The organism is Bacillus badius NBRC 15713 (genome assembly GCF_001591605.1).
GTDB classification, from domain to species: domain Bacteria; phylum Bacillota; class Bacilli; order Bacillales; family Domibacillaceae; genus Pseudobacillus; species Pseudobacillus badius.
This window is the reverse complement of the sequence record NZ_BCVF01000023.1, coordinates 30349-44944: the sequence shown is the minus strand read 5'-3', so window position 1 is coordinate 44944 and position 14596 is coordinate 30349. Positions and strand designations below refer to the sequence as shown.

Sequence of the window (14596 nt, the reverse complement as noted above, 5' to 3'; positions counted from 1 at the left end):
AATTTTCATCATGGATAAAAAATCTCTGTAAATATTCGACAAAAACATACGATATATCTATAGTATCGACTGTGTTTTTCTTTTATTAAGTCTTTTTACCTGCAAAATACTTATGGAAAAGAATACAAAAAATTTTTTTCTGACCGATATTAGATATACAAAAATAAAAATACAGGGTGAATGAGAATGGATAAAAGTACAATTATAGGAATTATTCTTGGAATTGTTGCTGTTGGCGTAGGAATGGTATTCAAAGGTGTAAGCCCGATGGTCCTCATTAATCCGGCAGCCTTGTTAATTATTTTGCTCGGAACGGTCGCCACTATCGTCATCGCGTTTCCGGCAAGTGAGCTCAAAAGATTGCCAAAATTATTTGGCATTATTTTTAAGGAAAGAACACTGATGTCTCCGCAGGAAGTCATCAGTCAGTTTACTGGCTGGGCTGAATTGGCGAGAAAAGAAGGGCTGCTGGCTCTTGAATCCAAAATCAATGAAGTGGATGAGCCCTTCTTGAAGAATGGACTGAGTTTAGCGGTGGATGGCCAAAACGCTGATTACATTCGCGATGTGATGAGTGAAGAGCTTTCAGCGATGGAAGAACGCCATAGCGCCGGAGCGAGCATGTTTGTTCAAGCCGGCACATACGCACCGACGCTTGGAGTGCTTGGAGCGGTTATTGGTTTGATTGCCGCTCTTGGCAACATGAATGACACAGAAACACTTGGACATGCGATTTCAGCAGCTTTCGTGGCAACATTGCTGGGGATTTTCACTGGTTATGTGCTCTGGCATCCATTTGCCAACAAGCTCAAGCGAAAATCCAAACAAGAAATTAAAGTAAAAGAAATGATGATTGAAGGCGTGCTTTCTATCCTAGAAGGAGAAGCGCCTCGTGTTCTTGAGCAAAAACTGGCTTCTTATTTGCCTGCAGAGGAGAAAAGAAAATTAGTTGAGGAAAGCGGCGAGAACAATGAGTAAGCGAAAGAAAAACAAGGAGAATGATCATATAGATGAATCGTGGCTCCTGCCATATGCTGACTTATTGACGCTGCTGCTGGCTCTATTTATCGTCCTGTTTGCCATGAGCTCTGTTGATGCCAAAAAGTTTCAGTTGGTGTCTCAGGCCTTCAACAGTGCTTTTCAAGGAGGAACCGGAGTGATGGACTTTCCTGAGCTGTCCCCTCCTGAAACAACGTCTGATGGCAGCGCCAATGATAAAGGACTGCTGGAAATGAAGGAAAAGGATAAAGAAGAATTAGCTAAAATGCAGCAGAAAATTAACGACTATATTAAAGAAAATCAGCTGCAAAACAAGGTGGAAACGGTATTAAATGGCGAAGGGCTGCTGCTGCGCATCCGGGAGAATGTCTTGTTTAATTCCGGTGTAGCTGAAATCAGGGAAGATGATAAACAAGCAGCGAGGGAGATTTCTAAGCTTTTGGAAATGGATTTGCCCCGCATGGTGATTATTAGCGGACATACGGATAATATTCCTATCAAAACATCGGAATTTGAATCGAATTGGGAGCTGAGTGCCATGAGGGCGGTTAACTTTATGAAAGTTATTCTTGAAAATAAAAAGCTTGACCCTCGTCTATTCAGCGCTAAAGGATACGGTGAATACCAGCCGATTGCTTCCAATGAAACAGAGGCTGGACGGGCAAAAAACCGCCGGGTGGAAATATTGGTATTGCCGCAAGGAGAAAAAGAAAATGGCCAGCAAGGTCCTGCTGCAACAAACTGAATCGAATTTGGTTTAGTTTCAGGCTGCGGATAAACTCAATGAAAATTGACGTTTGCCCGCAGTCTTTTTATTTTATCCATGGATGGGTAAGGTTGATTTCCATTCCAGGCGCTTCGCTTTCCGCGGGGCGGGCGGCGAGCCTCCTCGGCGCCAAAGCGCCTGCGGGGTCTCGCCTGTCCCGCAAATCCCGCCGGAGTCTGCGCGCCTTCCATTTCAATTTGCAGGGTGCGCTAAAAGGGGGCGCTGTACAAAACGCTTGCGGCAGGGCAGAGGATTTCGAAACACAACCCATTTAACGGGAACAAATAGACAGATCGCTTTAGATCAGCTTGTGTGAGGGATCATCTGGTTCGCCAGGTGGGGTATACGGTGGATAACGTGAAGGGAGCTTAAAACAATGCTGCTTGCTTTTGCTGTTATGAACCTCAGGAACGGGGCGTAAATAATGAGTATAGAGAGGTCTGTTATTCTCTCAGATGGCTCAGCATAGGACCTTATTCCGCCCTCCTTTTGTTGACAAACTGAAACTGAACCGAATTTGGTTCAGTTTTTTTATGTTTGCTAAATAAAAAAGAGGGTATAGGGGAAGATACCATTTTTGTAGGTATATTACAAAAAATATGAAGGAGGAAGATTTTGGACAAAATTATTGCCGGAGTAGAAAAGTTTTCAGGATGGCTATGGGGAGTGCCTTTAATCGCACTGCTAACGATTACAGGAATCTTTATGACTGTAAAATTAGGATTCTTTCAATTTAAATACCCGCTTTATATCTTTCAGCAAACATTAGGAAGCGTTTTCAAAAAGCCGAAAGGTGAAGGGACAGTGACTCCCCTGCAAGCTTTAACTTCCGCTTTATCTTCCACGATCGGTGCGGCCAATATTGTCGGAGTGCCGGCAGCCATCATGTTTGGCGGGCCGGGAGCGGTTTTTTGGATGTGGGTCATTGCGGTCATCAGCATGGCTGTGAACTTCGCGGAGAGTGTGCTGGCAGTTCATTATCGCGAAAAAAATGAGGAAGGCGAGTTTGTCGGCGGCCCGATGTACTATATGAAGAAAGGGCTGAACATGAAATGGCTCGGTGTCTGGTTTTCTTTTGCTTTAATGATCGAACTGATCCCGAGCATTATGGTTCAAGGAAATTCAGTTGCCGCTACCGTCTCGCAAACATTTAAAATAGATGGCATTTATACAGGTATGATCATTGCAGCCATTACAGGGCTTGTAGTGTTTGGCGGTATTAAACGGATCGGCCGGATTACAGAGATACTCGTTCCTTTTATGGCACTGTTGTACGTTGGCGGAGCCGTGGTAATTGTCATTTTAAATATTAATCAAGTACCAGCAGTTATTTCTTTAATTTTTTCTTATGCTTTCCAGCCGATGTCAGCAGTTGGCGGGTTTGCAGGCGTAGCCGTAGCGGAAACAGTGCGCTGGGGATTTGCCAGAGGGTTATATTCTAATGAAGCGGGACTTGGGACTACGCCGATTGCCCATGCGGCTGCCCAAACAGACCATCCTGTCCGCCAGGGATTTTGGGCAATTATCGGCATCGTTATTGATACATTAGTTGTTTGTTCAGCCACAGCCTTCGTTGTGCTTTCAACAGGAGTGTGGAAGCAAGAAGGAGCGCTTGCTGATCCGGCAGCTTTAACGACAATTGCCTTTAGAGAAAGCTTTGGCGCTTTTGGCAGTTTCCTTGTGACCATTTCATTAATCTTCTTCGTTTTATCCACGATTATTGTGGTTGTCTTTTATGGCTCCAAACAGGCGGAGTTTTTGTTTAACTTAAAAGCCGCTCAGGCAGTGAAAGTCGTCTATTTGGCAGCCATTGTTTTAGGCTCCGTAGGGGCTGCCAAAACCATTTGGTCTTTTCTAGACTTGGCGCTTGCAGCCATCTTACTGCCGAACATTATCGCGGTGCTTCTCCTAAGCAGCAAAGTAAAAGAATTAAAAGACGAGTTTTTTGAATCGGAAAAGTATTATTTGAAAGACATAAAAGAAAAGAAGATTAGCTGAGTGAAGCGGCTGCCCCTTAGGCAGCCGCTTCACTGATATGCAATCCATTTCATTAGGTGAAGGATGTTTATCTCGTGACCAGCAGGGAAATAAACAAGTGGACATAACAGAAAGGAAAGGAGTTTTTTTTGTTGAGTAAAAAGGTTGCTGTACTTGTAACGGATATGGTGGAGGACTCTGAGTATACGGAACCCGTGCATGCCTTTAAAGAGGCTGGTCATGAGGTGATCAACATCGAAAAAGAAGCAGGAAAAACAGTGAAGGGGAAGCAGGGGGAAGCCGTCATCACAATTGATAAAGGCATCGATGAAGTAAATCCGAACGAATTTGACGCCCTGTTAATCCCTGGGGGCTTCTCGCCGGATCAACTGCGTGCGGACGATCGCTTTGTTCAGTTTACTAAAGTGTTTATGGATGAGAAGAAACCGGTGTTTGCCATTTGCCACGGTCCGCAGCTGTTAATTACAGCCAAAGCATTAGATGGCAGAGGGGCGACGGGATATAAATCCATTAAAGTAGATATGGAATACGCAGGAGCTACTTACAAAGATGAGGAAGTTGTGGTTTGCCAGGAGCAGCTTGTCACAAGCCGTACGCCTGATGATCTCCCGGCTTTCAACAGAGAGTCGTTAAAGCTGCTTGCGAAGTAATGAATAAAAGGCCGGTATCTGCCGGCCTTTTATTTTCGTAAATTGCCAAGTTCCTGGGCAATTGCTTGCATTTCACTTGGGCTGAAATTGTTTTTTCTGTTGACTAGTTCATAGATTTCCTTTAAATCTTCATAAGAAGACTCACTGAAATGTTCCGGCTTGATGGCGCCGACATTGACCATGCGGAGTTTAGTAGTAATTTGCTCTAGCATATATTCGATATTTTCAGGAGATTTTACAGACAAGTCCAAAATCTTTTCACCCTCTCCAGTGATTTGATAACATCATTTCACTTTTTATTATGTTTGTCAATCAGCACTTTAAAGAAGGCAGGCCGTAGAAAACAGGCCTGCCTTAGATCGTTTCTTTCTTCATTATGCAGCCATCTTTTTGGCTTTTTCTTCCTTGATCGCTTTTACGATATTCTTGGTTTCATGAATGACGACGCCGGATAAGCCGATGATGCCAACCAAGTTAGGGAAGGCCATTAATCCGTTCATAATGTCAGCAAACGTCCATACTAAATCAAGTTTGGCGATCGCTCCAATGAAAACAGCTGCCACAAAAACCATCCGATAGTATTTGACGACCTTTTTGCTGAACAAATATGAAAAGCATTTTTCCCCATAGTAAGACCAGCCGATGATGGTGGAAGAAGCAAAGAACAGCAGGCCGAGGGCGACCACATAAGAGCCGGCAGAGCCAAGGAACATTTCAAAGGAGGCGGTCGTTAAGGCGCTTCCTTCCAAGCCTTTGTCATATTGGCCAGCCATGACGATAGTTAGTCCGGTAATCGAACAGATTAAGATGGTATCAATAAATACTTGAGTCATTGATACGAGAGCTTGGCGTGCAGGCATATCCGTTTTTGCTGCTGCCGCTGCAATCGGTGCCGATCCGAGACCTGCTTCGTTCGAAAATACTCCGCGGGCCACCCCATAACGAATAACGGCACCAATTGCGCCTCCTGCTACAGCATCGCCGGTGAAGGCATCAGAGAAAATTAAACCGATAGCTGCTGGAACGTCGGCAATGTTTGTCAGCAAAATAATCAGTCCGGCAATTAAATAGAAGGCGGCCATGATCGGTACAAAAAAGGCCGTCACTTTGCCGATGCTTTTAATGCCTCCTAATAAAACAAGAGCAGTAAAGATAAATAAGACAATTCCGGTAATATACGGCGGCACATTAAATGTGCTTTCCACTACACCGGCAACTGAGTTGGCCTGTACCAGATTTCCGATTCCAAAAGCGGCGATTGCCCCAAACAAAGCGAAGAGGATGCCTAGCCATTTCTGATTTAAGCCGCGTTCAAGATAGTACATCGGGCCGCCCGACATTTCGCCGTCCGGGTCCTGGACGCGGTATTTAACAGCGAGAACCGCTTCTGCATATTTTGTAGCCATTCCGAAGAAGGCGCTGATCCACATCCAGAAGACAGCTCCGGGTCCGCCAATTAAAACGGCGGTGGCTACTCCGACGATGTTCCCCGTTCCAACGGTTGCTGCAAGCGCTGTCATGAGCGCTTGGAAGTGAGAAATATCCCCTTCAGAGTCCTTATCCTGGCTTTTGCTGAAAGCAAGTTTAAGAGAATAAGGCAGCAATCTTAATTGTAAGAATCCAATACGGAATGTTAAATAAATGCCTGTTCCTACTAAAAGAATTAGCAGGGGCGGTCCCCAAATGTAACCGCTGATCGTATTCATGATTTCAAGTAATTTTTCCTGAGTCATTTTATCCCCTCCTTCTTCTTAATTATATAAAAATATTGAAAAAATAATAGTCAGTATTTATTAAAAATTTTAAAAAATAATAATTTTCTTTATTGAGAACGTCATTTGCATAGAAAACTGATGAAAAAGGTGATAGAAAGCAGGAAAAGATTTATCCATCGAAGAATATGGTTCGTGGTAATCTTATAGTAGACGAACAACAGCCGAAGCGCTTCTCTAAGTGAAAAGGTTTTTTGTCTCTTCCGCCCATCATGTTTTGTTATTCTGCAAAATGGGAATTGATAGAGCATGAGAATAGGAAAGGGGCTGCAGGCTAAAGGCAGCCAAAAAGCCCATTTATGAGCAAGCGGGCGGCTCGTTCGGACCAATTGTCGGCAGAGAGAATCTGCTGGTATCATTAGTTAGGAAAGGATGGATGATAAAAATGGGAAAAGGTAAGTTTTTTGCAAAGGCAGCCATTGGTGCTGTGATTGGAGGAGCGGTCGCTTTAATGGATCGCCAGACAAGAGAAGAAATGAAGGAATGGGCGGTTTACTTGTTTGAAATGGCCAAAAACCCTGAAAGCCTGTCAGCGTCATCTAAGGAAATCATCAGCCGGGCGAAAGAAACAGCTCAGCAAATCAGCGAGGATGTAAGCTATATCCGCGACAAGGTAGACAATTTAAGAGGCCTGACGCCTGAGGTAAAAGAACTTGTAGATGAAACGAAGAGCACTTTTTTGCCTGATGAAGAAAATACAGCTGGTGCAGCGGGAGAAACTTCAGTGACGCACTAGGAGGAGATAACTTGTCCGATAAAAAGACAGAGACAAGAATTTTTTTAAAGCATTTGCTGAAAAGAATAAAGGAGTCTGACGTTCCGGATATTGCCGCGCAAATGGCCTATTATTTTTTGTTGTCGTTGTTTCCTTTATTAATCTTTGCTGTAACGCTGCTGGCTTACTTGCCGATTAGCCAGGAGGACATGTTCAGCTTAATCCGTGATTTTGCCCCGAGTGATACGGTGGCGACTGTGCAAGGTATATTAAATGAAGTTATGGAAAACCGTAGCGGCGGATTGCTTTCTTTTGGGGTTGTTGCTACTATCTGGTCGGCATCTAACAGCATGAACGCGGTAGTGAAGGGATTAAATCATGCGTATAATGTAGACGAGTCCAGGCCGTTTTATAAGGTAAGGGGCATGTCTGTATTATTAACCTTTGGCTTAATCGTAGTGATAGCGGCCGCATTGGTCTTGCAAGTGTTCGGCAAGCAAATCGGTTTGTTGGCGTCTAATTATTTTGGAATATCTGACCAGTTCCTGACGCTTTGGAACTGGGGGCGCTGGCTCGTTTTCCCTTTATTGCTGTTCGGGGTATTCGTCGGTTTATATTATTTGGCTCCGAATATTCGAGTCCAGTGCTTAACGGTTTTTCCCGGCGCGATTTTCGCTGCTGTCGGCTGGATTGTTGTTTCACTCGGATTCTCCTTTTATGTGAACAACTTTGGCAATTACTCTGCTACATACGGCAGCATCGGAGGGATCATTGTGCTGATGGTCTGGTTTTATTTATCGGCCATGATCATTCTGGTTGGCGGAGAGATTAATGCTTTGAAAAATGATTTAGGCAGCAACTGCTGATAACAGAAGAGGGAAACCCCCGCATGCAAAAAGATGCATGCGGGGGTTTTTTAAGCTGCCGGTCCTGCACTGGGCCGATAAATAAAAAAACCGTTCAGCCAGGCTGAACGGTCAGGATCTTAACAGGCGCAGGCCATTTAAAATGACAAGAATGGTGCTGCCTTCATGTCCGATCACGCCAAACGGCAGATCGAGCACTTGGAAAAAGTTTGAAATGATCAGAAGCATAATGACCGCAATTGAAAAAACGACATTTTGTTTGACGATCCGTCTCATTTTCTTTGATAAGCGAATGGCTTCAGCGATCTTAGGCAGATCATTTTTCATCAGGACGATATCTGCAGTCTCTAAGGCTACGTCCGAGCCTTCTCCCATGGCAATGCCGATGCTTGCAGTAGCCAAAGCAGGCGCATCGTTAATTCCGTCACCGACCATTGCTACAGTTTCATGTTCTTTAATTAGTTTCTTCAGTTGATCCACTTTGTGCTCAGGCAGACATTCGGCAATGAATGTATCGAGATGGGCTTCTTTGGCAATCGCTCTTGCTGTTGTTTCATTGTCTCCAGTCAGCATAATTGTGTAAATGCCTTCCTGATGAAGCAGATCTAAAGCCTGCTTTGTATCTTCACGGATTAAATCCTTTAAAGCTATAACAGCTGCCACTCCGTGTTCATCTTCTACGAAAACCGTTGTTTTCCCGGACGCAGCGAGTTCACTTGCTTTGCCGCCAGAGAAGGCGAAGGCGGCTTCCCGGCCGACAAAATCCGCTTTTCCGACCTTCCACTGCTTTCCATTTACTACTCCCTTTACACCCCAGCCTGCAACATCCTCCAGCTGATCAGGTGCAGAATAAGAGACATTTTGCTTTTGGGCGAAGCGGATAACTGCCTGGGCGAGCGGATGATTAGACTGGCTTTCGATAGAAGCGACCGCTGCAAGCAATTCCTGCTCCGGCAGGCCTTCCCGGACGATCATATCTGTCACTTCCGGTTTTCCTTTCGTGAGTGTGCCGGTTTTATCAAAGGCAATGGCTTTTAAATTGCTTAAGTTCTCTAAGTGCATTCCGCCTTTAAATAAAATTCCATGCCGGGCTCCGTTTGAAATAGCTGAAAGTGTGGCTGGCATAATGGAAGCCACAAGCGCGCAAGGAGAAGCGACAACGAGAAGCACCATCGCCCGGTAAAAGGTTTCCGTCCAGCTCCAGCCAAGAGCAAAGTGAGGAATAAACATCATCAGGCCGACAGTTATTAAGACAACCTTTACATACGTACCTTCAAATTTCTCAATGAATAATTGAGAGGGAGATTTCTCGCTTTGGGCCGACTGGACGAGATTGATAATTTTTTGAAAAAGCGTGTCGCTTGCCGGCTTTGTCACTTCTACATAAACAGAGCCGGTGATATTGACTGTGCCCGCAAATACTTCCCCGTCTTTTTGTTTAGACACAGGGATGGATTCGCCGGTGATCGCTGCTTCATCAATGGTTGTTTGGCCTTTAAAAATAACCCCGTCTGCAGGAATGCGTTCACCTGGTTTAACAAGAATTAAATCACCGACGGCAAGCTCGGATACATGCACTTTTTCTTCTGCTCCGTCTCTAATCAGCCAAGCCTCCTCAGGCTGAATCTCCATTAAGGAAGAAATTTCTTTTTGGCTTTTGTTCATCGTGTAAGTCTCAAGAGCTCCGCTGAGGGCAAAGATGAAAATCAAGATGGCCCCTTCCGTCCAATAACCGATAATAGCCGAGCCGACAGCCGCAAAAATCATAAGCATTTCTACATTTAGCTCTTTATCGGCGATCGTTTCTTCGATTCCTTCCTTCGCCTTCGCAAACCCTCCAATAATAAAGGCCAGCAAGTAACTGGCAACTGCGGCCGAGTGAATGCTATTTTTATCTAAAAGCCATCCGGCTAGAATCAACACACCGCTTAAAATGGCAGCGATCAACTCAGCGTGGACTTTGATGGAATCGATCCAGCGGCTTTCCGGCTGCTGCTTGGCTTGTAACGCTTTGGCTTGTGCGCTCATCTATCTTCCTCCTTAATTGAGATTAAAAACTTTTAATTGAGAATAGTAATCAAAGTCGAAACAATTCCCACTACTGAAAAGCATTCTCATTTCCTTTGTAATAAGGATTTTTTGTTTTTATGGTTCTTTTATTAAATTAAAATAATTATAATTAAGATTATATTAACATAGCCTAGATGAAAAAGAAAGGGGAAATCTTTTTGGAAGGAAATTAATCATATATTTCCCCTAATATGGAAGTTTCTTCGCCAATCCTCTAAAATAGAATCAATTAATTAAGTGAGGTGGCATGCATGGAATTCAAAATGAAACAAGGCGGGTTTACAACAGATCTTGCCTATGGAAAGCTCCATATTTCAGGTGATGAACAGTATGGGTTTCGTCCGTATCAATTGCTCACCGCGTCTATCGCTGTTTGCAGCGGAGGTGTCCTCCGAAAGATTTTGGAGAAAAAGCGGATGCAAGTGGAAGATATCACTATCCAGACAAATGTTTTGCGAAATGAGCAAGAGGCTAACCGGCTCGAAAAAGTAGAGATTCACTTTATCATTAAAGGAAAAGAGCTGCCGGAAACGCAAATCAAGAAGGCGATGGAATTGACAAGAAAAAACTGTTCAATGGTGCAGTCGGTCATTCCTGCGATCGAAGTCGTGGAAACTTTTGAAATCGTTCCAGCTGAATAAACATCTTAATTAGCGTTAACAAATAAAAAAATAGGGTATGTTGATTAAAAACGCTATGTTCAATTAAGAAAAGAGGTCAGCTAATGGATAAATTTTTTGGGGGAATGGTGCTGCTTGGTGTTCCGCTATCTATAGCCGGATCGCTGATGCACTGGCCGACTCTGATGATGTTCGGTATTTATTGTTTAACAATTATTGCTTTGTCCAGCTATATGGGCCGGGCAACAGAAAGTCTTGCCATTATAACAGGACCGCGAATCGGCGGATTGCTAAATGCAACGTTTGGAAATGCCGTAGAGCTGATTATTTCTATTTTTGCATTGAAGGCTGGACTAATCGAAGTGGTTCTTGCTTCTTTAACGGGTTCTGTACTGGGAAATTTGCTTCTTGTCGCCGGGTTATCATTTTTTCTCGGAGGACTCAAATATAAGAGGCAGACGTTTAATGAACACGATGCCCGTCATAATTCCGGTCTCTTAATGTTCGCGGTCATTGTGGCTTTTGTTGTCCCGGAAATTTTTTCTATGGGAATGGATGAATCCAAAACATTATCTTTAAGCGTTGGAATTTCCATTATTATGATTGTGCTGTATTTGGCTGCGTTATTTTTCAAGCTGGTCACCCATCGAGGGGTATATGCCGGGAAATCTGAAGAATCTCCTCATCATGAAGAGCCGGAGTGGTCGAAAGGAAGAGCTATTGCAGTGCTGCTTGTAGCTACCCTTGCTGTGGCGTACGTATCCGAAAACCTAGTTCACACATTTGAAGTAGTCGGGGAGAGCTTCGGCTGGACAGAGCTATTTATCGGGGTGATCGTTGTAGCGATCGTCGGAAATGCAGCCGAACATGCTTCAGCTATCTTAATGGCAATGAAGAATAAAATGGATGTAGCTGTGGAAATTGCGGTTGGTTCAACCTTGCAAATTGCCATGTTTGTTGCCCCGTTGCTCGTGCTGCTTTCATTAATGTTTAATGAATCGATGCCGCTTGTATTCACTGTGCCTGAACTTGTATCGATGGTAACAGCGGTGCTGTTGGCAGTTATTATTTCTAACGATGGCGAGACAAACTGGTTTGAAGGTTTAACGCTTCTTGCCGCCTATGTCATTATGGGGATTGGTTTTTATCTATTATAGACAAAAAGGCTGCGCAAGTGACTTGTGCGGCTTTTTTCTAGTTATGCGGATAAGTTAAAAAGCCAGGAGCAAACTAAGCAAAAGAATGAAGGAGGACAGAGTGCAATGAATGGAATCCGTTTGCTTTTGTGCATATTTATTGCCTTTATATATACGGGGAACCCGCAGCTTGCTGCGGCAGAGAAGAAGGAAAAAGCGTTTAATCAAAAAATGCCAGCTTCAGTTAAAAATATTGCACGTGAAAATACGTTTCTCAATGAAGAGGAAGAATTGTCTCAATTGGAGCCAAGTGAATTAACAAAAGAGCTGCTTAGCACCTCGCAGACGAAAATCACCAATCCTTTGCTTGTACGTATGCTAAATGAGTCGACAATCAAAAAATCTCCATTTGCTTTCGGGACGAGAATGTCGGTCTTTCTCGGGGAGTGGCCGCTCGCTTATCATTCGAAAGAAACGAGCGCCAACTGGGAATATCAGAAGGTCAACACAAACTTTTACGATAATCGCGGGGGGAAGAAGAATTATCAAATTCATTATGTGCAAGAGGCTCACAAGGTCGTTAAGGGCGGCTTATCCGCCAAGCTGCCAAAAACGGAGGAAGTGCAGCAAATGATTTTAAAAGAGGCGATTGATAAGACGGGCTGGCCGCTAGCTTATACAACAGCTGTCGGAGCGGGTACAAAGCAAAATGAGGTATATAATGTGCCGCCCGGAACAGCGGGGTATTTATACGGATTTGCCCCTGCAGTGCATGAGCGGGGAGCTGTCACTTACGGAGAAGTTTACCTTGTGGTATCCGGCTGGAAACGGGCGATCGTTGTAAAAAATGTCAGCTCCAAGCCGGTCAGCGCCTGGATCCCTATTAAAAACCATATATCCTTCAGCTATAAGTCGGTACAACAGCGGTGAAACACAAAGAAGAAGCGCTTTCTGGGATGAAATGATTGAATAAACCGGCTAAATCCTTTACGATGGAAGGCAGACAATAAAAGTAAATATACAGGAGTGCTAATGAGTTATGAAGCCCATCATCGATAAAGAATCACAAATTAGTTATTTAAAGCAGCGCTTAAATATGTTCATGGAAGTGCTGGATGCAATTGAGCCCGAAGAGACAAAGCTAGAGGATATTGACCGTCTTCTGGAAATGATTGATGACATTGAAGAGAAATGTGAGCAATTTAAAAGCAGATAATCAGCAGAGTTGCCTATGCACAGGAACCAGCCATTCGGCTGGTTCTTTTTGTCAGAGGGAAGTTCTCCTTTAAAACAACAAAATTCAGCAGTATAATAAAATTATTGCCATGCAAAGACATACATAAAGAGTGAGTGGGAAGGGGAAAGATCATGAATTTGGAACAGTTCCAACAAAGCATGTACGAGTTGATTGTCGAAACATCCACTAATTTGCCGAAGGATGTGCGCCGGGCAGTAAAAGCGGCAGTTGTCCGTGAGAATGCCGGCACAAGCGCAGCCATGAGCTTGAATACAATCACAAACAACATTCAAATGGCAGATGAAAAGGTATCACCGATTTGCCAGGATACAGGGATGCCGACGTTTAAAGTGAAAACACCGGTTGGCGTGAACCAGCTGCAGCTGAAACAAGCGATCCACGAAGCGTTGGTGCAAGCCACGAAAGATGGCAAGCTGCGCCCGAACTCGGTTGATTCATTAACAGGTGAAAACAGCGGAGACAATTTAGGAGCTGGCACGCCGGTTATTAAATTTGAACAGTGGGAAAAAGATTATATTGATGCCCGCCTGATTTTAAAAGGAGGCGGCTGTGAAAATAAAAACATTCAATACAGCCTTCCTTGTGAGCTTGAAGGTCTTGGAAGAGCGGGCCGTGATTTAGATGGCATCCGCAAATGCATCATGCATTCTGTATACCAGGCACAAGGGCAAGGCTGCAGCGCCGGATTTATTGGCGTAGGCATCGGCGGCGACCGGACCACAGGCTATGAGCTGGCGAAGGAACAGCTTTTCCGCCGTGTGGATGATGTGAACCCGAACGAACAGCTTCGCCAGCTTGAAGAATATGTGATGGAGCATGCAAACGAGCTTGGAATCGGTACAATGGGCTTTGGCGGCGAAACCACTTTGCTTGGCTGCAAAGTGGGAGTGATCCATCGTCTGCCGGCGAGCTTCTTTGTTTCCGTAGCCTATAACTGCTGGGCTTTCCGCCGCCTGGGCGTACAAATTCATGCCGATACTGGCGAAATTCAAGAGTGGTTTTACCAAGATGGCGAAAAGATCTCCTTTGATTCTGCTCAGTCTGAAACAGAAGAAACAAAGTCGGAGAGCCGCACGTTTACACTAACCGCACCGATTACGGAAGAACAAATCCGTGAATTAAAAGTAGGAGATGTCGTGAAAATCACTGGCAGAATGTACACAGGCCGTGATGCGATTCATAAATATTTAATGGATCATGATGCGCCAGTTGACTTGAATGGCCAAGTTATCTACCACTGCGGTCCGGTCATGCTGAAAGATGAGCAAGGAAATTGGCATGTGAAAGCAGCTGGTCCAACTACTTCTATCCGCGAGGAGCCTTATCAGGGAGATATTATGAAGAAATTCGGCATTCGCGCGGTCATCGGCAAAGGCGGCATGGGTCCAAAAACTCTCGCAGCCTTAAAAGAGCATGGTGGTGTGTATTTGAATGCGATCGGCGGCGCCGCTCAGTATTATGCGGATTGCATTAAATCAGTAGATGGCGTGGACTTAATGAATTTTGGTATTCCAGAAGCAATGTGGCACCTGCAAGTAGAAGATTTCACCGCTGTGGTGACCATGGATTCACACGGCAACAGCCTGCATGAGCATGTGGATAAATCTTCTTTAGAAAAGCTTTCTCAATTTAAAGAACCAGTGTTTAGCTGATCCCTTTGCTCTCAAAGGCTCCTCTTCCCCAACAAGCTGTTGGCTGGACGGGGAGCTTTTTGTGCGGATGAGAATAATCAAGAAGCTTGCAGCA

General features: G+C 44.4%; 14 protein-coding genes. 11 read left to right on the top strand and 3 right to left on the bottom strand.

The window, feature by feature from the left end; genetic code table 11:
* Positions 1 to 186 precede the first annotated feature (186 nt).
* From motA to BBA02S_RS12385, 4 genes are all read left to right on the top strand, one after another.
* Positions 187 to 978, top strand: a complete 792-nt coding sequence (gene motA, locus BBA02S_RS12405) for a flagellar motor stator protein MotA (protein WP_041101580.1) — start codon at positions 187 to 189, stop codon at positions 976 to 978.
* Positions 971 to 1744: a flagellar motor protein MotB gene (motB, locus tag BBA02S_RS12400; protein ID WP_041101582.1), complete on the top strand. Its 774-nt coding sequence runs from the start codon at positions 971 to 973 to the stop codon at positions 1742 to 1744. Before motA ends, motB begins: the two co-directional genes overlap by 8 nt.
* Positions 1745 to 2380: 636 nt before the next feature.
* Entirely contained in the window at positions 2381 to 3763 is a 1383-nt protein-coding gene (locus tag BBA02S_RS12390; RefSeq protein ID WP_041101584.1) for an alanine/glycine:cation symporter family protein, read from the top strand.
* 131 nt (positions 3764 to 3894) lie between these two features.
* Positions 3895 to 4413 (top strand): type 1 glutamine amidotransferase domain-containing protein, encoded by a 519-nt coding sequence (locus BBA02S_RS12385; RefSeq protein ID WP_041114380.1) that lies wholly within the window; start codon positions 3895 to 3897, stop codon positions 4411 to 4413.
* 29 nt (positions 4414 to 4442) lie between these two features.
* Here BBA02S_RS12385 and BBA02S_RS12380 read toward each other — a convergent pair whose 3' ends face one another.
* Positions 4443 to 4664 carry a DUF1128 domain-containing protein gene (locus tag BBA02S_RS12380; RefSeq protein ID WP_041101588.1) on the bottom strand — a complete coding sequence of 74 codons (222 nt, stop codon included), beginning with the start codon at positions 4662 to 4664 and terminating at the stop codon, positions 4443 to 4445.
* 123 nt (positions 4665 to 4787) lie between these two features.
* Entirely contained in the window at positions 4788 to 6146 is a 1359-nt protein-coding gene (locus BBA02S_RS12375) for an alanine/glycine:cation symporter family protein (protein ID WP_041101590.1), read from the bottom strand.
* A gap of 424 nt (positions 6147 to 6570) precedes the next feature.
* Here BBA02S_RS12375 and BBA02S_RS12370 point away from each other — a divergent pair, with 424 nt between their 5' ends.
* Together BBA02S_RS12370 and BBA02S_RS12365 are read left to right on the top strand one after the other, a co-directional pair.
* Positions 6571 to 6921, top strand: a complete 351-nt coding sequence (locus BBA02S_RS12370) for a YtxH domain-containing protein (RefSeq protein ID WP_041101681.1) — start codon at positions 6571 to 6573, stop codon at positions 6919 to 6921.
* Between the two features lie 11 nt (positions 6922 to 6932).
* The gene (locus BBA02S_RS12365) at positions 6933 to 7766 is read left to right on the top strand and encodes a YihY/virulence factor BrkB family protein (protein WP_082028274.1); all 834 of its coding nucleotides are present in this window, start codon (positions 6933 to 6935) and stop codon (positions 7764 to 7766) included.
* Positions 7767 to 7877: 111 nt separating this feature from the next.
* Here the strand turns inward: BBA02S_RS12365 and BBA02S_RS12360 are convergent, their stop codons facing one another.
* Positions 7878 to 9794: a heavy metal translocating P-type ATPase gene (locus BBA02S_RS12360; RefSeq protein ID WP_041101592.1), complete on the bottom strand. Its 1917-nt coding sequence runs from the start codon at positions 9792 to 9794 to the stop codon at positions 7878 to 7880.
* 293 nt (positions 9795 to 10087) lie between these two features.
* Here BBA02S_RS12360 and BBA02S_RS12355 point away from each other — a divergent pair, with 293 nt between their 5' ends.
* The 5 genes from BBA02S_RS12355 to BBA02S_RS12340 all read left to right on the top strand — a co-directional run bounded on the left by BBA02S_RS12355 (position 10088) and on the right by BBA02S_RS12340 (position 14502).
* Positions 10088 to 10477 (top strand): OsmC family protein, encoded by a 390-nt coding sequence (locus BBA02S_RS12355; protein WP_041101594.1) that lies wholly within the window; start codon positions 10088 to 10090, stop codon positions 10475 to 10477.
* An 83-nt stretch (positions 10478 to 10560) separates the two neighbouring features.
* Entirely contained in the window at positions 10561 to 11613 is a 1053-nt protein-coding gene (cax, locus tag BBA02S_RS12350) for a calcium/proton exchanger (protein WP_041101596.1), read from the top strand.
* Between the two features lie 105 nt (positions 11614 to 11718).
* Positions 11719 to 12522: a YfkD family protein gene (locus tag BBA02S_RS12345; RefSeq protein WP_041114381.1), complete on the top strand. Its 804-nt coding sequence runs from the start codon at positions 11719 to 11721 to the stop codon at positions 12520 to 12522.
* Between the two features lie 109 nt (positions 12523 to 12631).
* On the top strand, positions 12632 to 12808 hold the full coding sequence (locus BBA02S_RS21000) for an SE1561 family protein (RefSeq protein ID WP_087903772.1): 177 nt from the start codon (positions 12632 to 12634) through the stop codon (positions 12806 to 12808).
* Positions 12809 to 12960: 152 nt separating this feature from the next.
* Complete coding sequence (locus tag BBA02S_RS12340; protein ID WP_041101599.1) at positions 12961 to 14502, top strand: fumarate hydratase; 1542 nt, start codon at positions 12961 to 12963, stop codon at positions 14500 to 14502.
* Positions 14503 to 14596: the final 94 nt, after the last annotated feature.